This window comes from Alloalcanivorax xenomutans (genome assembly GCF_032810065.1).
In the GTDB taxonomy this organism is placed as follows: Bacteria; Pseudomonadota; Gammaproteobacteria; order Pseudomonadales; family Alcanivoracaceae; genus Alloalcanivorax; species Alloalcanivorax xenomutans.
In genome coordinates this window covers 3,367,695-3,389,641 of the sequence record NZ_CP136538.1, presented here as the reverse complement: position 1 = coordinate 3,389,641, position 21,947 = coordinate 3,367,695, and the positions used below count along the sequence as shown (strand labels likewise).

At 62.2% G+C, this 21,947-nt stretch carries 19 protein-coding genes; 7 read left to right on the top strand and 12 right to left on the bottom strand.

All coding sequences use genetic code 11. The annotated features are described in order from the left end of the window. Positions 1-111: 111 nt before the first annotated feature. Both argJ and RYH70_RS15515 read left to right on the top strand, forming a co-directional pair. Positions 112-1,317: a bifunctional glutamate N-acetyltransferase/amino-acid acetyltransferase ArgJ gene (gene argJ / locus RYH70_RS15520; RefSeq protein WP_317009375.1), complete on the top strand. Its 1,206-nt coding sequence runs from the start codon at positions 112-114 to the stop codon at positions 1,315-1,317. Between the two features lie 2 nt (positions 1,318-1,319). After that, on the top strand, positions 1,320-2,270 hold the full coding sequence (locus RYH70_RS15515; RefSeq protein ID WP_317009374.1) for a Nudix family hydrolase: 951 nt from the start codon (positions 1,320-1,322) through the stop codon (positions 2,268-2,270). Here the strand turns inward: RYH70_RS15515 and RYH70_RS15510 are convergent, their stop codons facing one another. The 5 genes from RYH70_RS15510 to pilB all read right to left on the bottom strand — a co-directional run bounded on the left by RYH70_RS15510 (position 2,271) and on the right by pilB (position 7,172). Further along, complete coding sequence (locus RYH70_RS15510; protein ID WP_022995248.1) at positions 2,271-2,465, bottom strand: DNA gyrase inhibitor YacG; 195 nt, start codon at positions 2,463-2,465, stop codon at positions 2,271-2,273. After that, positions 2,455-3,060 carry a dephospho-CoA kinase gene (coaE, locus tag RYH70_RS15505; protein ID WP_022995249.1) on the bottom strand — a complete coding sequence of 202 codons (606 nt, stop codon included), beginning with the start codon at positions 3,058-3,060 and terminating at the stop codon, positions 2,455-2,457. Before coaE ends, RYH70_RS15510 begins: the two co-directional genes overlap by 11 nt. 214 nt (positions 3,061-3,274) lie before the next feature. Continuing rightward, positions 3,275-4,138 (bottom strand): prepilin peptidase, encoded by an 864-nt coding sequence (locus RYH70_RS15500; protein ID WP_022995250.1) that lies wholly within the window; start codon positions 4,136-4,138, stop codon positions 3,275-3,277. 27 nt (positions 4,139-4,165) lie between these two features. Further along, complete coding sequence (locus tag RYH70_RS15495; protein WP_022995251.1) at positions 4,166-5,389, bottom strand: type II secretion system F family protein; 1,224 nt, start codon at positions 5,387-5,389, stop codon at positions 4,166-4,168. Positions 5,390-5,459: 70 nt separating this feature from the next. Continuing rightward, entirely contained in the window at positions 5,460-7,172 is a 1,713-nt protein-coding gene (gene pilB / locus RYH70_RS15490; RefSeq protein WP_022995252.1) for a type IV-A pilus assembly ATPase PilB, read from the bottom strand. 361 nt (positions 7,173-7,533) lie between these two features. Here pilB and RYH70_RS15485 point away from each other — a divergent pair, with 361 nt between their 5' ends. Beyond that, positions 7,534-8,022: a pilin gene (locus RYH70_RS15485; RefSeq protein WP_317009373.1), complete on the top strand. Its 489-nt coding sequence runs from the start codon at positions 7,534-7,536 to the stop codon at positions 8,020-8,022. A gap of 200 nt (positions 8,023-8,222) precedes the next feature. Here the strand turns inward: RYH70_RS15485 and RYH70_RS15480 are convergent, their stop codons facing one another. The 5 genes from RYH70_RS15480 to RYH70_RS15460 all read right to left on the bottom strand — a co-directional run bounded on the left by RYH70_RS15480 (position 8,223) and on the right by RYH70_RS15460 (position 14,057). Beyond that, positions 8,223-9,629 (bottom strand): Fic family protein, encoded by a 1,407-nt coding sequence (locus RYH70_RS15480; RefSeq protein ID WP_317009372.1) that lies wholly within the window; start codon positions 9,627-9,629, stop codon positions 8,223-8,225. A 33-nt stretch (positions 9,630-9,662) separates the two neighbouring features. Then, a complete protein-coding gene (locus tag RYH70_RS15475) occupies positions 9,663-11,873 on the bottom strand; it encodes a TRAP transporter permease (protein ID WP_055098799.1) in 2,211 nt (736 codons plus the stop codon). Further along, positions 11,870-12,346 (bottom strand): DUF1850 domain-containing protein, encoded by a 477-nt coding sequence (locus tag RYH70_RS15470; protein WP_055098889.1) that lies wholly within the window; start codon positions 12,344-12,346, stop codon positions 11,870-11,872. The genes RYH70_RS15475 and RYH70_RS15470 overlap by 4 nt, the downstream gene beginning before the upstream one ends. A 63-nt stretch (positions 12,347-12,409) precedes the next feature. Next, entirely contained in the window at positions 12,410-13,447 is a 1,038-nt protein-coding gene (locus RYH70_RS15465; RefSeq protein ID WP_022993711.1) for a TAXI family TRAP transporter solute-binding subunit, read from the bottom strand. Positions 13,448-13,694: 247 nt separating this feature from the next. Continuing rightward, positions 13,695-14,057 (bottom strand): glycine zipper family protein, encoded by a 363-nt coding sequence (locus tag RYH70_RS15460; RefSeq protein ID WP_055098800.1) that lies wholly within the window; start codon positions 14,055-14,057, stop codon positions 13,695-13,697. A 462-nt stretch (positions 14,058-14,519) separates the two neighbouring features. Between RYH70_RS15460 and RYH70_RS15455 the strand changes: the two genes are divergently transcribed. Next, a complete protein-coding gene (locus RYH70_RS15455) occupies positions 14,520-15,464 on the top strand; it encodes an IS110 family transposase (protein ID WP_233917054.1) in 945 nt (314 codons plus the stop codon). 67 nt (positions 15,465-15,531) lie between these two features. Here RYH70_RS15455 and nadC read toward each other — a convergent pair whose 3' ends face one another. Together nadC and RYH70_RS15445 are read right to left on the bottom strand one after the other, a co-directional pair. Beyond that, positions 15,532-16,383: a carboxylating nicotinate-nucleotide diphosphorylase gene (gene nadC / locus RYH70_RS15450; protein ID WP_055098801.1), complete on the bottom strand. Its 852-nt coding sequence runs from the start codon at positions 16,381-16,383 to the stop codon at positions 15,532-15,534. After that, entirely contained in the window at positions 16,380-17,711 is a 1,332-nt protein-coding gene (locus RYH70_RS15445) for an alanine/glycine:cation symporter family protein (protein ID WP_022993708.1), read from the bottom strand. Before RYH70_RS15445 ends, nadC begins: the two co-directional genes overlap by 4 nt. Before the next feature lie 232 nt (positions 17,712-17,943). Here RYH70_RS15445 and RYH70_RS15440 point away from each other — a divergent pair, with 232 nt between their 5' ends. Genes RYH70_RS15440 through RYH70_RS15430 form a run of 3 tightly spaced genes read left to right on the top strand, consistent with a single transcriptional unit; the run spans position 17,944 to position 21,612 of the window. Then, on the top strand, positions 17,944-20,133 hold the full coding sequence (locus tag RYH70_RS15440; RefSeq protein WP_284456054.1) for a DUF1631 domain-containing protein: 2,190 nt from the start codon (positions 17,944-17,946) through the stop codon (positions 20,131-20,133). A 32-nt stretch (positions 20,134-20,165) separates the two neighbouring features. After that, positions 20,166-20,732 (top strand): 1,6-anhydro-N-acetylmuramyl-L-alanine amidase AmpD, encoded by a 567-nt coding sequence (gene ampD / locus RYH70_RS15435; protein WP_080531394.1) that lies wholly within the window; start codon positions 20,166-20,168, stop codon positions 20,730-20,732. Positions 20,733-20,775: 43 nt separating this feature from the next. Beyond that, positions 20,776-21,612 (top strand): hypothetical protein, encoded by an 837-nt coding sequence (locus RYH70_RS15430; RefSeq protein ID WP_063142485.1) that lies wholly within the window; start codon positions 20,776-20,778, stop codon positions 21,610-21,612. Positions 21,613-21,947: the final 335 nt, after the last annotated feature.

Sequence of the window (21,947 nt, the reverse complement as noted above, 5' to 3'; positions counted from 1 at the left end):
GTTGGTGCGTTCGGGGGCCTTGCCCCTTTCGGCCCGGAAAGGCCATGCTATTAATCAGGGTCGCGAACAGGTGGCCCGAATCATTCCATGACCCTTGGTGAAGGATCGAACATGACGCAGTCGCAGTGGTTTCCGGTGGCCGGCGTGCGCCTGGCCGCGGTGGAAGCGGGCATTAAAAAGGCCCAACGTAAGGATCTGGTGGTGATCGAGCTGGCGCCGGGCAGCCGCGCCGCCGGCGTGTTCACCCGCAACCGCTTCCAGGCCGCGCCGGTACAGGTGGCACGCCGTAACCTGACGGAAAAAGCGCCTCGCTACCTGATGATCAATACCGGCTATGCCAACGCCGGTACCGGTGACAAGGGGCTGGCTCTGTGTGAGGAAACCTGCGTGTTGCTGTCGGAACTGGCTCTGTGCCACCCGGCGGAAGTGCTGCCGTTTTCCACCGGCGTGATTGGTGAACCGTTCGCCATGGAACCGTTCGAAAACGGCTTGCCGGCGGCGCTGGAGACTCTTGATGAGCATGGCTGGGGGCGTGCCGCCGAAGGCATCATGACCACCGACACGGTGCCGAAAGTGGCCAGCCGCCGCCTGGAGCTTGGCGGTGTGCCGGTGAACATCACCGGCATCGCCAAGGGGGCCGGCATGATCAGGCCGAACATGGCCACCATGCTGGGTTACATCGCCACCGACGCGGATATCGCCAAGCCGTTGCTGGATCGCTGGGTGCGCCAACTGGCGGATGCCTCGTTTAATCGCATCACCGTGGATGGTGACACCTCGACCAATGACGCCTGCATTCTGATCGCCACCGGCCAGTCCGGAGCGGCGCCGATCGAGCAGGAGGACAGCGAAGCCGCCCGCTTGGTGTTCCAGGCGCTGGAGCAGGTGTTCGTGGAACTGGCCCAGGCCCTGATCCGCGATGCTGAGGGGGCCTCCAAGTTCGTTGAGATTCAAGTGGAAGGCGCCGCCAGCGACGGTGATGCCCTGGTGGTGGCGGAAACCATTGCTCATTCCCCGCTGGTCAAAACCGCCCTGTTTGCCTCCGACCCCAACTGGGGCCGTATTCTGGCCGCCGTGGGGCGCGCGCCGATCGATACTCTTGACGTGAGCCGGGTGGCGATCTGGCTGGATGAGGTTCGTATCGTCAATGAAGGTGGCGTCGACGACGATTACACCGAGGAACGCGGCGCCGCCGTCATGGCGCGTCCGGAAATCACCATCCGTGTGGACCTGGCGGCGGGAGCGGGCCGGGGGCAAATGTGGACCTGTGATTTCAGTTATGACTACGTGAAAATCAACGCCGAGTATCGTACCTGACCATGCCTGATTCCCATGAGAGCCTTCCGGAAATCACCGTGGTGGCGGGCATTATTCGCGACGGAGACGGACGCTTGTGTCTGAGCCGCCGCCCGGAGCACAAGCATCAGGGCGGGCTGTGGGAGTTCCCGGGAGGCAAGGTGGAGCCGGGAGAGGCTCTCGACGTTGCCTTGGCCCGTGAACTGCACGAGGAGCTTGGGCTGGATGTGACCGGATGCGAGCCGTTCATGACCGTGCGCCACCGCTACCCGGACCTCAAGGTCACCCTGCATTTCCGAGAGGTGCGGCGCTACAGCGGCGAGCCCCACGGCCGCGAGGGCCAGCCAGTGGAGTGGGTGCCGCTGGCCGATATCACCGAGCGCGCGTTTCCCGCCGCCAATCGCCCGGTGGCGCTGGCGCTGAGACTGCCGCCGGAGTGGGTGGTGGTGCCGGAGGGGCTCGAGGAGCCAGCCGTGGTCCAGGGGTTGGAGCGGCTGGACCCGCGACGGCAGGGTGTGTATCTGCGTGGCTGGAGTCAGGATCCGGCACTGCCGAGGCTGGCGGCGTGCTGCCGTGAACGGGGCCTGCCCTTCTGGGTCCGGGATGATGCGGCGCTGGCGGCGCGGGAAGGGGCCGCCGGATTGCATCTGAGCCGCCGGGCTCTGATGGCCGCGTCGACGGTGGAACTGAACGGGTTTACCGGCGTGCTCTCCGCCGCATGCCACGATGCCGCGGCCCTGGAGCAGGCTCTGGCGCTGGATATCCCCATGGCGGTGGTATCGCCGGTGGTGGCCACCGCCACGCATCCCGATGTGGCGCCCATGGGATGGGACGGTTTCGCCGCGCTCACCGAAGGGCGGCCGCTGGTGTTTTATGCCCTGGGCGGGTTGTCCCCGGATGATCTGAGCACGGCCCGGGAGCACGGCGCCTATGGCGTCGCCGGTATCCGTGCCTTCTGGCCCGGGGTGGATTGATTACCGCTCCGGGTCGTCGAGATCGTCCACCGGCGCGTTCGGATCCCCCGGAATCACATGTTGCTCCGAGGCCCAGGCGCCCAGATCGATCATCTTGCAGCGTTCGCTGCAAAACGGCCGCCAGGGATTGTCGTCCCAGCGGGTGGGTTTCTTGCAATGGGGACAGGGGTAGATGCGAGTGGTGTTATCCGCCATGGCGTCGGGCTAACTCCAGATAACGTTGATGCAGTTGTTCCAGTTGCTGATGAAGCCGCTCCAGGGGACCGTCGTTGGTCACCACGTCGTGGGCCCGGGCCAGGCGTTCTTCCCGTGACAGCTGGGCACGCATGATCGCCTCCACCTGCTCCATGGGGACCTGATCCCGATTCACGGTGCGGGCCACCTGAATTTCACCGGGCACGTCGACCACCAGAACGCGATGGGTCATGTCCTTTTGCCGCCCTTCCAGCAGCAAAGGCGAGACCAGCACGGTGTAATCGCTATCGCTGTCCTGGATCTGCCGGCGCAGCTCGTCGCCGATGGCCGGATGGGTAATCGCTTCCAACTCCCGCCGAGCCTGATCGTTGCTGAAAACGATATCGCGCAGAGCCCGGCGATTGAGTGTGCCGTCTTCCTGCAATATCCGCTCGCCGAACCGATCGACGATGGCATGGAGTGCCGGTTGCCCCGGCTCCACCACGATCCGGGATGCCTGATCCGCATCGACGATGGTAATGCCCAGACGGGCCAGGAAATCGGTGGCGGCGGTTTTACCACTGCCGATACCACCGGTGACACCTACCACATACATGCTTTGTCTCCACCCGGAACTGGTCTGCAAACTACACGGCGGAGCCGGAAAAATCCAGAACGCCGCCTCCCCGGGCTGCCGTCGGCCTCTTGGCCATAAAGGGGTTGCCACGAAGCCGCTGTGGGAGCTTGCTTGCAAGCGAATCTTTCCCTGAAACACAATTCGCTTGCAGGCAAGCTCCCACAGCGGCTTCGCAGGCAGAGAAGGCGATATCCTAGAACTGAAACAGGCCCAGATAGGCACCGACGATGGTGTCGCCCCACAACAGCGCGATCCAGCCGGCAATGGCCAGATAGGGACCGAAGGGAATGCCCTGACCCTTTTTGAGGCCACCACGAGCCATCATGCCAATGGCGAACACCAGACCCACCACCGAGGACAACAGAATCACCAGCGGCAGATATTGCCAGCCCAGCCAGGCGCCCAGCGCGGCGAGCAGTTTGAAGTCACCGTAGCCCATGCCTTCCTTGCCGGTGACCAGCTTGAATACCCAGTACAGGCTCCACAACGACAGATAACCGGCCATGGCGCCGACGACGGCGTCCGGCAGGGCAACCGGCGAGATGCCCAGCAGCGCCGCCAGCAAACCTGCCCACAGCAGCGGGAAGGTCATGGCATCAGGGAGCAGCGTGGTATCCAGATCGATGGCCGCCAATGCCAGCAGGGTAAAGCTGGCGAACAGCACGAATATCAGCCAGCCCCCATAGCCAAACTGCCAGGCGCAAACAGCGGCGATCAGGGCGCTGAGCAACTCGACCAAGGGATAGCGGGCACTGATGCCCTGGCCGCAGGCGCTGCAGCGTCCCTTCAACAGCAGCCAACTGACCACCGGGATGTTCTCATGCCAGCGAATGGCGTGGTCGCAATGCGGGCAGCGGGAACGGGGCACCACCAGGTTGTAAGGGCTGGTTTCCTCGATGGGCAGTTCCAGCACTTCCTGGGCTTCGCGCCGCCAGGTGCGCTCCATCATTCGCGGAACGCGGTGAATCACCACATTGAGAAAGCTGCCCACCAGCAGCCCGAACACGGTACAGAAGAGAATGAGCAGTGCGGGCTGGTCGGCGAGAAAGCTAAACACGAATGTCGTTATCCTGTTTGTTGTCGGTCAGACCACCTGACCCAGTTGGAAGATCGGCAGATACATGGCGATGATCAGGCCGCCGATCAGCACACCCAGCACCGACATGATCAGCGGCTCCAGCATGCTGGTCAGACCGTCCACGAGATTATCCACCTCATCTTCGTAGTAGGTGGCGACTTTACCAAGCATACCGTCCAGGGCCCCGGATTCCTCGCCAATGGCGGTCATCTGCAAGGCCATTGGCGGGAAAACACCGGTGGAACGCATGGCGAATTGTAGCTGCTGGCCGGTGGCCACGTCTTCTTTGACCTGCACTACCGCCTTGCGATAAACCACATTGCCAGTGGCGCCGGCGCAGGCGTCCAGGGCGTCGATCAGAGGGACACCGGCGGCGAAGGTGGTGGACAGGGTTCGGGCAAACCGGGCCACGGTGGCTTTGTGAGTGATGTCGCCAATGATCGGCAGGCGCAGCAACAGGCGATCCACGGCGTCCTTGAAGGTTTGGGACCGTTTCCTTCCCTGGATGAAACCGGCAATAATCGCGCCTGCTCCAAGCAGTATGGGGAGAAAATGAGCCTGCAGTCCTTCGGACAATCCGATGACGAACTGGGTAAAGGCCGGCAACTCGGCCCCGAATCCTTCAAATAATTCCTGAAAGGTGGGCACCACTTTTACCAGCAGGATGCCGGTGACGATAACGGCGACACAGATGACGGCAATGGGGTATTTCACCGCCTTGCGGATCTTGGATTTCAAGGCCTCGCTTTTTTCTTTATAGAGCGCGACACGATCCAGCATGGTCTCCAGCGAGCCGGAAGCCTCGCCGGATTCGATCAGGCTGCAGTACAGATCGTCGAACAGTGTCGGGTGCTGTCGCAGGGCTCCGGCGAAGTTGTTGCCGCCTTCCACCTCGGTCTTGATCTTCAGCACCACGTCCTTCATCGATGGATTGTCCAGACCATCGGCGACAATATCGAAGGATTGCACCAGCGGTACGCCGGCTTTCATCATGGTGGCCATCTGGCGGGTGAACAGGGCGATGTCGGCGGGTTTGATCTTCTTCTTGCCGCCCAGGGACAGCTCCCGTTTCTTGATCACCTTGCGTGCCTGAATGCCCTGGCGGCGCAATTCAGCGCGCACCAGCGCCGGGCCCTTGCCGCTGATTTCCCCTTTGACTTTACTGCCCTTGCGATCAAGGCCTTCGTAGAGAAAAGTGGCGGTTTTCTGCTGCGCCGCTGTCTTAGCCATAGGCGTCCTGTATCCCCCTTAATCGTGTCTCGCGCCACGGAAATTCCGTGCACACGTCCCCATGAACGTTCTAGTGGCCGCTGGTGACCCGGTCCATTTCCTCCAGACTGGTGACCCCCTGCATCACCTTGAGCAGCCCGGAGCGGCGCAAATCGTTGAAGCCTTCCTTGCGGCACTGGTCGGCGATCTCGATGGAATTGCCATCCTGCATGATGATGCGGGCAATACCGTCCGTGACCCGGACCACCTCATAGATCCCCACCCGGCCCTTGTAGCCGTTATTGCATTTTTGGCAGCCTTTCGGGCCGAACACAGTAAAGCCACTCTCGATGTCCTGTTCCGTGAAACCCATCGCAAGCAGCGAGGGTTTGGGCACATCCACCGCTTCCTTGCAGTGGCTGCAAAGGCGGCGGGCCAGGCGCTGGGCGATGATCAGACTCACCGAAGTGGCGATATTGAAGGACGGCACCCCCATGTTACGCAGACGGGTCAGGGTTTCCGGAGCGCTGTTGGTGTGCAGGGTCGATAACACCAGGTGGCCGGTCTGGGCCGCTTTCACGGCGATTTCCGCGGTTTCCAGATCGCGGATCTCCCCCACCAGAATGACGTCGGGATCCTGACGCAGAAACGCCCGCAGCGCGGACGAGAAATCCAGCCCCTGCTTGGGATTCACGTTGACCTGATTGATGCCTTCCAGGTTGATTTCCACCGGATCCTCGGCGGTGGAGATGTTGCGCTCCGGCGTGTTGAGAATGTTCACGCCGGTATAAAGGGACACGGTCTTACCGGAACCGGTGGGGCCGGTGACCAGAATCATGCCCTGGGGCTGGTTCAGGGCCTTCATGTACATGTCTTTCTGCTCGGGTTCATAGCCCAGCGCATCAATACCCATCTTGGCGCTGTCCGGATCCAGAATCCGCAGCACGATCTTTTCGCCAAACAGAGTGGGGCAGGTGTTGACCCGGAAATCGATGGCGCGATTCTTGGAAATCTTCAGCTTGATGCGACCGTCCTGGGGAACCCGCCGTTCGGAAATATCCAGGCGCGCCATCACCTTGAGCCGGGCGGCGATCTTGCTGGCGCTGTTGATCGGCGGCTTGGACATGGTCTGCAACACACCGTCCTGACGGAACCGTACCCGGTAGGTCTTTTCGTAGGGTTCAAAGTGCAGGTCCGAGGCGCCGCCCTTGATGGCGTCCAGCAGCAGCTTGTTGACGAAGCGAACGATGGGGGCATCGTCGGCGCCGTTGGCCTCGTCCTTGGCGTCCGCGGCCGGTTCACCGTTGGCCACGTCCAGATTGTCCAGTCCCTCGTCGAGATCGGCGAACGCCTTGCCCTCCGCCTCCGACTCCAGCCGGTCGATCCAACGGGTCAGCTTGTCGTCCTCGACAATCACTGTTTCCACGTTGAGGCCGGTATTGAAGCGGATTTCCTCCAGCGCCGGCAGATTGGTGGGGTCGGAGACGGCGACGAACAAACGGCTGCCCCTTTTGTACAGGGGCAGGACGGTGTGGCGGGCGATCAGCTTGGTATCCACCAGGTCCTTGACCAGGACATCCGGGGAAAACGCGTCCAGATCTATCACCGGATCCCCGAACTCCTCGGCGGAAGCCCGTGCCACGGTGGCCGCGGTCAGCAGACCCGAGCCCACCAGACGCCGGACCAGCGGCATCTGCTCCCGGCGGGCGGCGCCGGCCGCTTCCATCACCTGCTCGGTGGACAGATGGCCTTCGTTGACCAGGCGGCGGGCGAGGCCGCTCAGGGATGATTGAGGACTGCTCATGGGTCGGAAAGAATGGGTTCGTAAATAGGAAATAATTCTTATGTATCAGAAGATTGGCAGCCTTTGTCCAGGCTGTAAAGAGCCGGTGCCCGGCGGCTGAGAACCGGGTCCCACTTCCTTGACGGAGAGCAACTGCTGGAACGGAGCGGCCATTCGAGCAGGTGCCCAAACCCGTCCATTCAGGGTGACAAAATCGGTCAGTGGCTGACGCAAAGCGGCAGAGTGCACCGTTCACACTTTCTCTCCAGCCCCCGTGAATCCTGGCTCAGGAAAATTGGCCCGGTAGCTGCATTGGGGAAAGCGCGACGCTCGCCTTGGGGGTGAGCACGGAAAACACAGTTCCCGCTATGGAGACGCAACAATGAAAAACGTGCAAAAGGGTTTTACGCTGATCGAATTGATGATCGTGGTGGCGATCATTGGGATTCTGGCGGCGGTCGCTATTCCGGCTTATCAGGATTACACCATTCGCTCTCAAGTATCCGAGGGCTTGAACTTGGCAGCGGCTGCTAAAACGGCTATTACCGAAACTTATCTGAATTCAGGTACTGTTCCGGCTTCCCGTACTGAAGCAGGAATGAGCGCGAATGCTACTGACACCCAGGGTCAATATGTCGCATCTGTTGACGTGAACGCCAATGGCGAAATTGTCATTACATACGGCAACAATGTAAATGCTGCTATTGACGGGAATACACTAGTTTTAGAGCCGTTTGCGCAAAATGATGGATCAATTGCGTGGCAGTGCAATAGCGCGAGCGCAGGTAAAGGTGCACCTGGAACAACTCTTGGCGCTGGTACTACTGGTAATCTTCCCGAGCAATACGCTCCGTCTCAATGTCGCCCATGATGCTTAGTATATAAACGGTGTATCGGGGTCGGGTCTTGCTTCTTGCCGTTGCAACCTCCGGCAAAGAGCGAGGCCCGGCCCCGTAGACCATAATCCCCGAAACCCGCTTTCACACCACCCCAATCGCAACCCAAACGGCTTCAACAACTTCTCCGCCGTGCTCAATGTCGGGTTGCTTGTCTCAGGCTCCATGCCATAAATCACCTTTGTTTTTCCCTCCAGTGCTGAAACTCAGCCGGGCGCAGGCCGTATCGTGCCAAAACGCCTTCGTGAAGACGGCGTAGCTCCTCAATGATCAGGTCCGCCACTTCTTTCCGCTCCTCTTCGGAAGCCAGATCCGTCAGGCTGTTCCTGATTACGTCCAAGGGGTTGCTGTCAGCCTGGAGCACCACCTGACGGACCGTCTCCCTGATCCTTTGGCGCCAAGCCAGGCGCATCGGGTCAGGTTCCGCGAGTTCCTGTTTAATGGCCAGGTATTCCTGGGTGGAGCGTTCATAGGCCCAGAGATAGAGATCACGCAGGAGTTCGACGCGCGTCAGTTCGTACACCCCCAGGATGGCACGGCTGTAGGCCTGCTCCGGCACGCCGAGGAAAGTGAGCGGACAGAGGTTGGCGCGGATAAGCGGCAGGTTGGCGGCCAGGCGGGAGGTGCGCTTGTTGACGTCGGCAAAGGGCTGAAGGTAAGGGAGGTGGACCATGGCGAAAAAGGATTGTTCGAAGGGATCGCTGATGCGCGCCAGCTTATCCAGTAGCAAGTCCAGTTCTTCCGCGATGCGAGCCGGAGTTTCGGGGGGGCGATAGACGCTTTTGCCAATTTCCACCCGGTGCTGCCGAGGACGGCCTTCGTCGGCGGGGTTGGACAGTAAGTTCTCCGATAAGGCGGCGTGCAGGTTGAGCAGGGTATGCCGATTGAAGTCGACCAGATCGGCATTGTCCACGAGCAGTTCGATAGCCGCTTTATGATTGAGGATCATCTGAGTTTCGGCGGCGGCTTTTCCGGTCGCGGCCTGGCCATGCTCGATGAGTTCGCGGGTATCCAGGCGGGAGTAGGTGTTGCCTTCGAGATGGCTGGAGGCCCAGGACAAATCGATAAGAAGGCGGTCCAGAATAGCGCGGCCGTAAGTCCCCGCCGGGCGCTCGATTTGACCGGTGTCCCCCATGGCGTGCAGTTGCCGTCTTACCGGTTCGGAAAGGTAGCGGGTCTTGTTGGGTTGATACGCATCCAGGAAATCCCGTTGATAACCCACGGGGTTTCTCGCTGTAAGCGGCTGGTCCACGTAAGCGAGGATGTCCCGGCTGTCGGCGGACAAGGGGATATGGGCTGGGAAACGGTCCCCGCCGTGCTCATGCGGGTCGGTGAAAATGGCAATGTAGCGGCGGGCCCGGGCGGCGCCTGCCGTTCGCACTTTGCGTTGGGTGACCAGAACCGCCAGCCATCGCTGAAGCGTGCGTCGGGGAATGTCCGGGTGCAGCCCGAGAAGCTCGCTGATATTCAGGCCGTCGGGGTGGGCTTGAAGACTTTGAAGCACAGCGTCCGGAGAACTCATGGTGGCGCGATTTTTGACCTCTGTGGCGCGATTTTGGCATAAGAGCGAGAATCGCGCCACTTAGATGGCGCGATTCGTGGGGGAGCACCGGCCCTAGACTCGGGTCTCTACCGGCGCCGCGGAACCCTCTTTCTTCGCCAACAAAAACAACGTCACCGTAATCACCGCCCCCAGCACGTCACTCCACAGGCCGGGATAGATCAGCGACAGCGCGCCGGCCAGGGCCAGCAGACGCCACACCGCGCCCAGCGGACGCCGCAGATAGCCTTCCACCGCCACCGCCAACAGCAGTACCCCTACCGTCCCGGTGATGATCACCCAGATGATGTTGCCGACGGTGGCGTCGATCATCAGCATGTTGTGGGCGAACACGAACATGTAAGGCACGACGAAGCCGGCCACCGCCAGTTTCATCGCCTGGAAGCCGGTGGCGTTGGGCGAGCCGCCGCTGATGCCGGCGCCGGCGTAGGCGGCCAGGGCCACCGGTGGTGTCAGGTTGGCGAAGATGCCGAAGTAGAAGACGAACATGTGGGCGATGAAGATGGCGGTATCATTGTCGCCGGCCAGTTCGCGGAACAAGGGCAGGTTGAGCAGGATCGGCGCCGCCATGGTGCTGGTGATGATGTAGGTGGGGATGCTCGGCAGCCCCATGCCCAGCACGATGGACGCGATCATGGTCAGCATCAGGGTCGCCAGCAGTTGCAGGGTCGGGTAGGGAATGGCCCTCCCCAGTTGCACCACCGCGTCGGCGGCTTCCAGCGCGATACCGGTGAGGGTGGCGATACCAACGATGATGCCCACGGCGCCGCAGGCCAGGGCCACGGGAATGGAGTTGCGCACGCCGTCGGTCATGGCGTCACGGCAATCGGCCACATCCATCTTCTCCGCCACCAGGCCAAGCCGGGCGCGAACCGCGTTGATCAGCACCGGAATGGCGATGACCGCGAACAGAGTCAGGCGGCTGGTTGGCATGGAAGGAATGGCATTGCCGAGAATCAGGGCGCGCAGCTGCGGCTCGAAGATCAGCAGAGTCAGCAGGATCGTGGCGCCGATCGTCACCCGCCGGGTGCCACAGATCAGCACCGTGGCGGCGATGGACCAGAACGCGGCGAAGAACGGCGCGCGCCCTTCGAACAGCAACCACATCAATACCGCCATCGGCACCAGCAGGTGGCCGCGCTTGATCATCACTTCCTTGATCGGCGTCAGTTGGGATCTGGGAATCCCTTCCAGGCCGTTGCGCATGGCGCGCAGATGCACCTGGAACAGCACACCGAGATAGAACAGCAGGGCGGGAATGATGCCGGCCATGATCACCTGGGTGTAGGGCACCGACAGCACTTCCGCCATGATGAAGGCGGCGGCGCCCATGATCGGTGGCAGGATCTGTCCGCCGACACTGGCGGAGGCTTCGACCGCGCCGGCGAAATTGGGTTTGTAGCCGGTTCGCTTCATCAACGGAATGGTGAAGGCGCCGGTGGTTACCACGTTGGCGATGGCCGAGCCATTGATGGAACCGAGAAAACCGCTGGCCAGCACCGCCACCTTGGCGGGACCGCCCCGGGTGTGGCCCGCCACGGCCAGGGCGAGATCATTGAACAGCTGCCCCAGCCCGGATTTCACCAGGAAAGCGCCGAACAGAATGAACAGGATGATGTAGCTGGCGGATACGGCGATGGCGGTGCCGAGCAGGCCTTCGGTGATGAACACCAGATGCGACATGATCTGCCGGCCTGTGGCCAGGACGATAGCCTCGTTGATCCGTGGATAGAAAGACAGCTTGGCGTAGAAGCCGTAGACCAGAAAAAGAGCGGCCAGAATCGGTAAGCCCCAGCCGGTTACCCTGCGGGTGGCATCCAGCACCAGCAGGATGGCCACCGCGCCCACCACCATATCGACCTGATTGATACGTCCGCCCGATGTGATCACCCGGTCCGTCACCACCAGCATATAAATGCCAATGGCAAAAGCGACGATAACCAGAATGGCATCAAACCAGGGGACCCGGTTCCGCGCTCCTTTTTTGGTGATCGGATAGAGGATGAATGCCAGAGCCAGCAGCACATAGAGATGGATGCTGCGCTGGGCGATATCCACCAGCGGCCCGGAAAAGGAAGTGTACAAATGGAAGGACGCCAGCAGGACGCACACAACGGTAATAAAGGCGAGGATCCAGCGGGGCAAGGCGTCGCGGACCAGACTCTCGCGATCGTATTTTTCCAGCGCTTCCTTGATGGCGGGATCCGTTTCCACCCTCTCCGGTTCCGGTGGAAGTGGGGAAGGGGATGAAGCAGATGGGTTCATGGCGATCTCCACTGCCGCCACCAGGTTCCGAACCGGGCGGGCAGCATCGTCAACAAGGGGGCTTCCCGAGTCGTGAATGTCAGAATCGGCGGGGCACCGGGATGCGTCAGATCCAGTGTCCGCCCTTGGAAGTATAGTCGGTAATGTTCTGCCTCGGCGGCCTGGACATGCAGCGGATCCACCGGGCGGTGGATGCCGCTCATGACCACCCAGCCCTGTTCGAGACGGGTTTCGCGGCCCACGGCGGCGGGGACACCGGCACCGAAGGTCTTGAACCGGGTTTCCACCAGCATCAGGCTGCCATTCGTCTGAATCTGGAACCGTTCTTCCCAGTCTTCTTTTTCCACCGAGTGCGTCCAGCGCAATGCGAAGTCGGAACCGGAGGTCGCGGGGAAGGCGTAACGCAGTGCTTCGCCTTCCTCAATCACCAACCAGAATCTCGGCCAAAGCAGTGCCGCGAGAATCGCCGCCATGATCGGAACCAACGCCAACCGCCAGCGGCGCCGGATTCCGATCCTCGCTACCACCGTGCGGGCTTATTCGCCGCCGTCGCGGCTGTCGTAATAGCTCTTGGCGCCGGGGTGCAGAGGAACCACCAAGTGCTGGTCCATGGTTTCCGGGTCAATGTCCTTGAGGGCGCCAACCGACACTTTGCCGGAGTGCAGATAGTCGTCGAAACGCCCGGTCAATTCCTCCGCCACCTTACTGTCCATGGAGGCGGGAACGATCAGGATGTTGCGAATCGCCACCGTGGTGACCTCGGCATCCAGGTTGTAGCGCTCGGGTTTGCCGGCGGGAATGGTGTACGTCTCATAATAGGGATAGGCTTCGAGCAGTTTGTCGGCCACCTCGCCGGTGACCGGCACGAACGTCACGTCGTTGGTCTGCATCAGTCCGGTAATGCTGGAGTTGGGAACGCCGGAAGTGAAGAAGGCCGCGTCCAGGTTGCCGTTGCTCATTTCCGTCACGCTGTCGGCATAGCCGGTGTGGCTGACCCGGGCCAGATCATCGTAACTGAGGCCGGTGGCTTCCAGCACGATTTTGGCGCTCTGTTCCACGCCGGAACCGACCTTGCCCACGCCGACCCGTTTGCCGGCCAGATCATCGACGCTGTCGATACCACTATCCGCGGTGGCGACGATCTGCACCACGTTGGGGTAGAGCCCCGCCAGGGTGGTGATGTCGGCCTTGTTGCCCGCGAACTGATTGTTGCCGTTGACCGCGTCGTAGGCCACGTCGCTCATGACGATGGCGATCTGATTAAGGCCATCCTGAATGTTCTGGATGTTTTGCACCGAGGCTCCGGTGGAAACCACCTGTACCCCGCCGATCAGGTCGCTGGCCTCGAAGATGGGTTTCAGCGCGCCGCCGATGGGATAGTAGGAACCGGACGTGCCGCCGGTACCGAAGATCAGATTCACGGGCGTGCTGTCGCTGGTCTGGGTCTGTTCGGAAGCCGAGCCATCGGTGCTGCTTCCACCTTGTGGCGCGTCCTGGGGCTCGTCGCCGCAGCCCGCGAGCAGGGCGCCGGACAACCCCAGCGTGGCGGCAAGAATCAAAGTACGAGGTGCCATGGATCTTCTCCTGTTTTTATCGCCATGATGAATACGTGGACCCGCACTAGCTTACGAGCCGTACCACTTTGATACCACGTGAAGAGGCTAAGACTAAAGTAGAACGGGGAAGAAGGGAGAGGGAGAGGAACAGCCGGACTACGAAGCCACTGTGGGAGCTTGCCTGCAAGCGAATCTTTGGGAAACCGGCCCAATTCGCTTGCAGGCAAGCTCCCACAGCGGCCTCGTAGAGACCCCTGAGGCTGGATCAGTTCAGAACCCGGTAACCGCGTCCGCGCATGCAGTTTTTCATGACCTGGGACTTTTCCTGTTGGGCGTCCCCGGCCTTGCCGGCGCCGCCCAGTACCGCGCCGCCGCCGGCCATGCGGCCAGCGGTGCCGGAATCACCGAAGATGGCACCGAGAATGCCGCCAAGCACCGCGCCGCCGATGGCACCCTCCGCGGCATCCCGGCCGGTGGAAACCTGATCGGCGACCTGCTCGCATTCGGCCAGATCCCGTTGGTACTGAGCCTGATCCACGCCTTGCGGGTCCACCACGATCCGTTTGGTCGAGGTGCAGCCGGTCATCAGCAACAATCCGGCGGTACCGAGGATGATCATTGCACGCATGGTTGCTCTCCTTCGTTTGCCTGCCTTGGTCTGCCTTCCTATGCATTTTTTCTGGTAAGCAACGCCGCGCCCATAAGGCGGCGTTGCTTCCGATTAACTCGATGATACGCGATTTGGCTGTATGGAAGCTGAACCGCGGGGAATTTTACGAAACGACGAGTCGCCGTGGGAGTTTGCTTGCAAGCGAATATTGCAAGCGCCTGAGCGAACCCCATTCGCTTGCAGGCAAGCTTGTATGGTTTCCCGGCAAGTCTTAGAAGGAGAAGACTTGTCGGGGTGGAGGGACCAGGCAAGCTTCTGACCCTAGGGTACAGACTGTGGGAGATATGGCCCCACCCCGCACCTTCAAACGCCGATAAGGAATCCATCGGCTGAGCGCACACTCAGACCGACGATACTCTGCAAGCCAGCGTGACGGTGCGCCCCGACAAGCCCATTTAACCTAGCTGACAGGGGTGCCCCATGGCAATGCCGGCAAGCCGCCCGGAGATCGGGATCGACGTTGCGAAAGATGACCTGGTGATTCACCTCCAGGGCCTGAACCAAACCTTCACCATCGACAACACGCCCCAAGCCATTCGCCAATGGCTGGCCACCCTCCCCGAGGGCTGCGATATCGCCATTGAGGCGACCAGCACCTATCACATGGACATTACCGAGCGCGCACACGCCAAGGGGCATCGGGTCTATGTGGTGGACGGTTACCGCCTCAGCAACTACCGCAAAGGCGTTGGAGGGCGGGCCAAGACGGATCTGGCCGATGCCCAGTTGCTGGCCCGCCATCTGCACAAGGAGAAAGACGAGTTACGCCCGTGGAGCCCGCCCCCAAAGGCGTACCGGATGCTGCAGAGCCTGCTGCGTCGCCGGGCCGCCTTGGTTAAGGCCCGCACGGCATTACGTCAGAGCCTGAGCGGAGAACCGGAGCTCAAGGCCCCTCTGCGTGCCCTGATCGCCAAAATGGACCGGATTGACTCTCTGATCCAGAAACGGCTCAAGAGCGCGGTGAGCGCCGCCGGCTTACAGACTCAGGTCCAACGCTGCGACGCGATCGACGGGGTCGGCGAGATCACCGCCACCGCCTTGGTCATGGCCTTCCTGAGAGGGGACTTCAAGAACAGCGATGCTTTCGTTGCCTTCCTGGGGCTGGATGTCCGAGTCCGCGACTCCGGCAAACTCACAGGCAAGCGTAAGCTGACCAAGCAAGGGGATACGGAGGTCAGGCGACTGCTGCACTGTGCCGCCATGAGTGCGTCTCGACACCCGGTCTGGCGCGCCTTCTATCAGCGCTATCGGGACCGGGGACTGCACACCACGCAAGCCTTGGTGATCCTGGCCCGGAAGATCGCTCGCACCGCCTTCGCCCTGATGAAGCAGCAACAAGAATATTGCCCCGCAAAGCTCTTCTAAGCATTGCAGGGCACCATAGAATCTCCCACAGTGGCTGAAGAACAGACTGTTTTTGACGGTCCACTTTTCAAGCCGTCCCTTGCAGGCGCAGCGACAGGTCCACCGCTTGACAATGCTTGGTCAGAGCGCCGGAGGAGAGGTACAGCGGGCGGCTGTCCGGCAGGGTGGCGACATCATCCAGAGTGCGGTTGCCGGAGATTTCCAGAGCGCTGTGCGGTGCCAGCGACATGGCCTCGGCCAGCATCTCCGGGGTGAAATTATCGAGCATGATCTGGTCCGGAGTCAGCGCCGCCGCTTCTCGCAGTTCATCCAGATTTTCCACCTCGATGATGATTTTCTTGTTGGCGGCGACACGGCGGGCCTGCTCGATGGCGGCGGTGATCGACCCACAGGCGGTAATGTGGTTTTCCTTGATCAGAAAAGCGTCGTACAAGCCCAGGCGATGGTTTTCGCAGCCCCCGCACAGGACCGCGTATTTCTGCGCCGCGCGCAGGCCTGGCAGGGTCTTGCGGGTGTCCAGCACGGTGACCGTGGTGCCGGCCACGGCGTCGGCGTAGCGCCGCGCGCTGGTGGCGGTGGCCATCAGCGTCTGCAGGAAATTCAGTGCGGTCCGTTCGCCGGTGAGGATGCGGCGGGTATTGCCACTGAGCGTGCAGAACACGGTGTCGGCGGCCAACCGCTCGCCTTCTCCGGCGTGCCATTGCACGTCCACGCCACCCAGTTGACGGAATACTTCCTCGGCCCAGGGCGCGCCGCACATCACCGCGTCCTCGCGGGTCACAATGGTGGCTTGCGCCTGTGCGGACTCGGGGATCAGCTGCGCGGTGATATCACCGTCGCCGATGTCTTCTTGCAAAGCGAAGGCCACGACCCGCGCGATATCGGCGCGGGCGTAGTCGGGCAGGGATCGGGTCGTCATTGTTGATCGAAAAACTCTTTGCTGAGGCGCACCACCACGGGGGCCAGGAATAACAGAGCGATCAGATTCGGGACCGCCATCAGAATGTTCATGATATCGGCTATCGGCCAGACCAGGCCCAGGTCCATCATCGCGCCTACCGGTACCACCAGCACCCAGACCCAGCGAAACGGCACCAAGGCGCGCTCGCCGAACAAATACTGGGTACAGCGTTCGCTGTACAGGCTCCAGCCGAGCAGGGTGGTGAACGCGAAGATAGCCAGACCACAGGTCACCACGATTTCGCCATAGGTGCCGAAAGTGCTGGAAAAAGCCAGGGCGGACAGGGGAGCGCCCTTTTCACCGCTGGTCCAGGCACCGCTGGCGACGATGGCCAGACCGGTGACGGAGCATACCACGATGGTGTCGATAAAGGTGCCGAGCATGGCGACACTGCCCTGGCGGGCGGGGTGGTCGGTGTTGGCGGACGCATGGGCGATGGGCGCGCTGCCCAGGCCGGCCTCGTTGGAGAAAATACCCCGGGCAATACCATATTGGATCGCCTCCTTGATCACGGCGCCGGCGAAGCCCCCGGCGGCGGCGGTGCCGCTGAACGCGCCGTCGAAGCACAGAGCAATGGCGGCGGGCAGGGCGGCGGCGTGATCCACCAATACCGCCAGGCCAGTGAGCAGATAGGCCAGGGCCATGAACGGCACCACGAAGGTGGCGACCCGGGCGATACGCTTGATGCCGCCCAGTACCACCAGGCCGACCATGGCCATCAGCACCAGCCCGGTGGTCCAGGTGGGTACGCCAAAACTATCGTGGAGGCCGTCGGCCACCGAGTGGGTTTGTGTGGTGTTGCCGATGCCGAAACCGGCGCACATGCCGAAGAAGGCGAACAGCACCGCCAGCCAGGCCCAGCGCGACCCCATGCCCTTGCGGATGTAGTACATCGGGCCGCCCACGTACTGCCCGCGATGGTCTTGTTCCCGGTAATGCACCGCCAACACCGCCTCGGCGTATTTGGTGGCCATGCCCACCAGGGCGATCAGCCACATCCATACCAGTGCGCCGGGGCCGCCGGAAGCGATGGCGGTGGCGACGCCGACGATGTTACCGGTGCCGATGGTGGCGGACAGCGCCGTGGCCAGCGCGGCGTTGGAGCCGATGGTGCCTTGCCCTGGGGAGGGGCGGAACATCTGCTTAAAGCCGAACCCCAGGCGCCGGATAGGCAGAAACCCCAGGCGCAAACTCAGATAAATACCGGTGCCGGCGATCAATATCAGGGCCGGCCAGCCCCACATGAGGTCGCGGACAGCCTCGGTGCGATCAATGATGGTTTCCATCGTTTCCCTTCCAGTCTTTTCACAGGAAGAGTAGGGAATTCGGCCTGCCGGGAAAAGCGGGATCGGGGTTGCGCGGGTTTTCACCAATCATGCGGGGAATTGAAATAAGACTAATGTCTTATTTGAGAGTTGGTTCAAAATAGTGATTTTGGGGTCGTGCTAGCTTAGTTTCTCTGTATCCGTATGGACTTTTCTTGCTGGGACTCCTTTCGGGGTGCCGGGGTAATCAGCCATGACCAACGTCACGCACATCGGTACCGCCTCGGGTCGCCGCACCGGCACCGCCCCCGCCGAGCCCTTGCCACGCCCGCTGGAACAGGTTCGTGAGTGCACCCGGGAGCGGGCTCTGGCGCTGCTGGCGGGCATGCTCGACGGCGCCGACGACATGCTGTTCAACATGGCGGAAACCGAAACCGACCGTGAGCGGGATCGTTACTTCGACGCCATGCGCGAGCTTCGTCTGCAAAGACGGGTGCTGGAAACCGGCTTTCATGACGGCATCGTCGCCTTGTTCAATGAGATCGGCCGGGAACGCAAGCCGTCTCCGGAGGCGTCCTCCCCTGGCATCGAATCGCTGACGCTGGTGCAGAATGACGAGCTGGAAATCTCAGTGGCGCTGGATAACCTGGCGCGCCGGGCCCGCAACGGCTGTGAGGAGGCTCTGGCCCTGCTGTGTCACCGCCTGGAATATCTGTTCGAGGGCAAGGTGGCGATTAGCGAGAAAAACAATCCGCTGGAACCCCGCCAACTGGCCGCCTGCTTTGCCGACTGCGTATTGCGCTTGTCGCTGGATATCCGCGCCCGCTTGATCGTTTTGAAGCTGTTCGAGCGGGTGGTCATGGACGAGGCTCCGGCCCTGGTGGAGCAGGCCAACCGCACTCTGGCGGAGGCCGGTGTGCTGTCGGAACTGGCCAGCGCACCGGTGGCCCGGCGGCCGGTCCGGCGCTCCGGCGGGACCGAATCGCGGCAGGCCGATGGCCCCACCTCCAGCGCCGACCACGGCCAGTTGGGCGAGTTGCTGGCCTTGCTGAGGGGGCCGGCCAGGGCGGTGCCGGAGACGTCACCGGAACCGTTTGATCTGTCCGGCCTGGCCACCCTGTTTGATGGCGTGGCGCATCGGGGCGGCGCGCCGGTCACCGTGGATCAGCCGGTGCGGGCAGTCAGCCGGGATGACCTGATACAGGTGCTTTCGCGCCTGCAGCGTGATGCTCATGGGCAATCCGGGAAGGGCGAGCGCCGGGGGCTGCGCGAGTCCCTGGCCCGGGAACTGGATCAACAGCAGGATGCCCCGGTGGTACACGCTCTGGAGCAGGCCGATGATGACCTCATCAATCTGGTGGCCATGCTGTTCGACTTTATCCTGGATGACGAGTCGCTGCCCGCTGACGTCAAGGCGTTGATCGGGCGTCTGCAGATTCCGCTGCTGAAAGTGGCGATCAACGACAACGGTTTTTTCGGTGACGACGGCCATCCGGCCCGGGCGTTGCTCAACACCCTGGCCCGGGCCGGCGCTCAGTGGGACCCGCAGCAAGGCACGGGTGACGAGTTGTATCAGCGTATCCGCCGGGCGGTCTACACGGTGATCGACCATTACGACGAAGACGACGGCCTGTTCGCCCAGTTGCAGGCGGAATTCGACGAGTATTTCAGTGAGCAGGACACCCGCGCCCGTCGCCTGGCGCAACGTTTGCGCGAAAGCGAGGAGGGACGTGCCCGGGCCGAGCAGGCGATGACGCGGGCGCGGCGGCACCTGGACCAGCGGTTGGCGGGCCGGGCTTTGCCGGAGGCACTGATCCGCCTGTTGCGTCAGGGTTGGCAACAGGTGCTGTACCTGACGCTGCTGCGTGAAGGAGAAGACAGTGAAGCCTGGCGTCGGCAAAGCAAGATCGCCGATGCGCTGATCTGGTGTCTGCTGCCACATGGGACGGAGGCCGACCAGCATAAAGCCCGCCAGATGGCGCCCAAACTGAGGGTGGCGGTGGCCCGGGGGCTGGCGGCGATACAGCACGACGAGGTGGAAAGCCAGGCGTTGGTGCGCGGCCTGGCTCTGGCCCAGGAGGCCATGTTCCGGGGGCAGGAGCCGCGGCGGGTGAAAGTGAAAGCGGCGCCGGAGGACGTGGTCGCCTCACCCTTGCCGGAGGACGATGCCTTGCTGGTGCGGGCGCGGGCGCTGCGACCCGGCCAGTGGGTGGAAATCGGCGCTGGCGACGAGGCCCGCCGCGCGCGGCTGGCGGCCAACATCCGCGAGGGCGCCAAACTGGTGTTCATTAACCGCCGGGGCATCAAGGTGGAGGAATTCGACGCCACCGCGCTGGCCGTTGCCATGCGGGAAGGCACTGTTAAACTCATCGATGAGGGAGCGCTGTTCGACCGGGCCCTGGAGGCGGTGATCGGCGATCTGCGCCGGCGGCAAGGCCACTGAGCGGCGCTCCCCATCATCATTGGGGAGTTTCCGTGTCCGTATCACCGTCGTTGACGCCGACCTATACCTTGCAAGAGCACTGGGTGGAGCAAGCCCGCAAGGTGCCCTCACCGAACTTCAATGCCCGCCCCGATCCGGACGACATCGGGCTGATCGTTCTGCACAACATCAGTCTGCCGCCGGGCCAGTTTGGCGGCCCGCACATCGAAGCGCTGTTCCAGAACCGCCTTGACCATGACGCTCACCCCTATTTCAAAGGTTTGAGAGATCTGCGGGTGTCCGCCCATTTCCTGATTCGCCGTGACGGTGAGCTGGTGCAGTTCGTCGCCTGTGACCAGCGTGCCTGGCATGCCGGCGCCTCGTCCTGGCGCGGGCGGGACAACTGCAACGATTATGCACTCGGCATCGAGCTGGAAGGATGCGATGATCAAGCCTTTGATGAACGTCAATACGCGGCGTTAAAGCCGTTGCTGGCGGCTCTGATCCGTCATTATCCTCGATTGAGCCGCGATACCATCACCGGCCACGAGCATATCGCTCCGGGCCGTAAAACCGATCCCGGGCCCTGTTTTGACTGGGCGCGGATCGGCGCTTGGTAATGACAGCTGGAAATAACCACTGAGGAAAACCGCTGGAAGCGCTATGAAACTGCTCGTCTTACTTTTGGTTCTGGCTTTGCGTCGCCGCGATGGCGGCTGGCCCGGAGTGCTGGCCCGCCCGGACCGGCACCAGCGCTGCCTCGCCACCTTGTCGCCGGTGCGTCACGGTATTCCGGGCTGGTGGCTGAGCGTGGCCCTGCCGGCGATCCTGGTGGCGTTGCTGTTCGGTTGGCTGGCCGGCGGCTGGGGCAATCTGCTGGTGCTGGTATTGGGGACCGCCCTGATGCTGTGGTTGGTCGGCGTGGAAAGCGAATTCCGGCTGGTGGATGAGCTGCTGGTATGCGGGCGCCTGAACGATGGCGAAGCGCTGCGGGAACTGGCCGAGCAGGCGTTGCCAATCACCGGCGAAGCCGGTTCCCGGGACTGGTTCCGGCAATTGGAAAGCGGCTTCCTGGAACGGGTCTTTGTTTTGTTCACCGCTTTATTCTGGCTGATGACACTGGGGTTCGGCGCGGTGGTGCTGTTCGTACTTAACCGGGCCTGGTTGCAGCGTCACCGCGAACACAGCGACTGGGCACAGAGCCTGGACGCGGCGCTGCGCTGGATCCCGGCGCGCCTGACGGTGCTGGCGCTGGCACTGGCGGGCCAGTTCGGCGCGGTGACGCGGGCGGCGGCGGGTAAACTCTGGCGCCTGGACGACAGCCGTGAACTGCTCAACGACACCGCCCAGGCGGCGGAACCGGTGGAGGAAAGCGCCGAGAAGAGCACCGAGGAGCCGCTGGCGGCGGGAATGGATCGTCTGGAGGCACTGCACGGAGTGCTGCTGCGTGCCCTGGCGGTATGGCTGATCTTCGCCGCGCTCTGGAGCTTGCTGGCTTGATTGGCGTGAATTCGCCATTTGCTGGCAAGCCAGCTTCCCACAGCGGTTCCGTAGCATCCTGTGGGGGCTGCCTTGCCGCTCCCCCTCCCAGGTAATCGCCGTCACTTCCCCCATAAAAATGAAACGCTATTTCGGTTACGGTTTGCCCGTCATGGGGCGGTGGGGGAATCGTTCGAGGCCTGTTACTATGGCCGGTGACCTCCTGGTCAGGGGCCCTGAATAACACTTTGGCTCCTTAGTTCCTTCGGCTTTGATTGCCCTCGAATCTCCGGAGGAGCGAGCTTCCTCGACCTGTCGCGACGACCACACCCGGAACCGTCGACACAGGCACGACA

Coding starts and splice junctions, on each gene's coding strand:
- RYH70_RS15495 (WP_022995251.1), bottom strand. CDS start 5,389: ATGGCTAAGACAGCGGCGCAGCAGAAAACCGCCACTTTTCTCTACGAA.
- coaE (WP_022995249.1), bottom strand. CDS start 3,060: ATGTATGTGGTAGGTGTCACCGGTGGTATCGGCAGTGGTAAAACCGCC.
- RYH70_RS15430 (WP_063142485.1), top strand. CDS start 20,776: ATGAAACTGCTCGTCTTACTTTTGGTTCTGGCTTTGCGTCGCCGCGAT.
- RYH70_RS15475 (WP_055098799.1), bottom strand. CDS start 11,873: ATGAACCCATCTGCTTCATCCCCTTCCCCACTTCCACCGGAACCGGAG.
- RYH70_RS15465 (WP_022993711.1), bottom strand. CDS start 13,447: ATGGCACCTCGTACTTTGATTCTTGCCGCCACGCTGGGGTTGTCCGGC.
- RYH70_RS15510 (WP_022995248.1), bottom strand. CDS start 2,465: ATGGCGGATAACACCACTCGCATCTACCCCTGTCCCCATTGCAAGAAA.
- nadC (WP_055098801.1), bottom strand. CDS start 16,383: ATGACGACCCGATCCCTGCCCGACTACGCCCGCGCCGATATCGCGCGG.
- RYH70_RS15445 (WP_022993708.1), bottom strand. CDS start 17,711: ATGGAAACCATCATTGATCGCACCGAGGCTGTCCGCGACCTCATGTGG.
- argJ (WP_317009375.1), top strand. CDS start 112: ATGACGCAGTCGCAGTGGTTTCCGGTGGCCGGCGTGCGCCTGGCCGCG.
- RYH70_RS15440 (WP_284456054.1), top strand. CDS start 17,944: ATGACCAACGTCACGCACATCGGTACCGCCTCGGGTCGCCGCACCGGC.
- pilB (WP_022995252.1), bottom strand. CDS start 7,172: ATGAGCAGTCCTCAATCATCCCTGAGCGGCCTCGCCCGCCGCCTGGTC.
- RYH70_RS15515 (WP_317009374.1), top strand. CDS start 1,320: ATGCCTGATTCCCATGAGAGCCTTCCGGAAATCACCGTGGTGGCGGGC.
- RYH70_RS15485 (WP_317009373.1), top strand. CDS start 7,534: ATGAAAAACGTGCAAAAGGGTTTTACGCTGATCGAATTGATGATCGTG.
- RYH70_RS15455 (WP_233917054.1), top strand. CDS start 14,520: ATGGCAATGCCGGCAAGCCGCCCGGAGATCGGGATCGACGTTGCGAAA.
- RYH70_RS15460 (WP_055098800.1), bottom strand. CDS start 14,057: ATGCGTGCAATGATCATCCTCGGTACCGCCGGATTGTTGCTGATGACC.
- RYH70_RS15470 (WP_055098889.1), bottom strand. CDS start 12,346: ATGGCGGCGATTCTCGCGGCACTGCTTTGGCCGAGATTCTGGTTGGTG.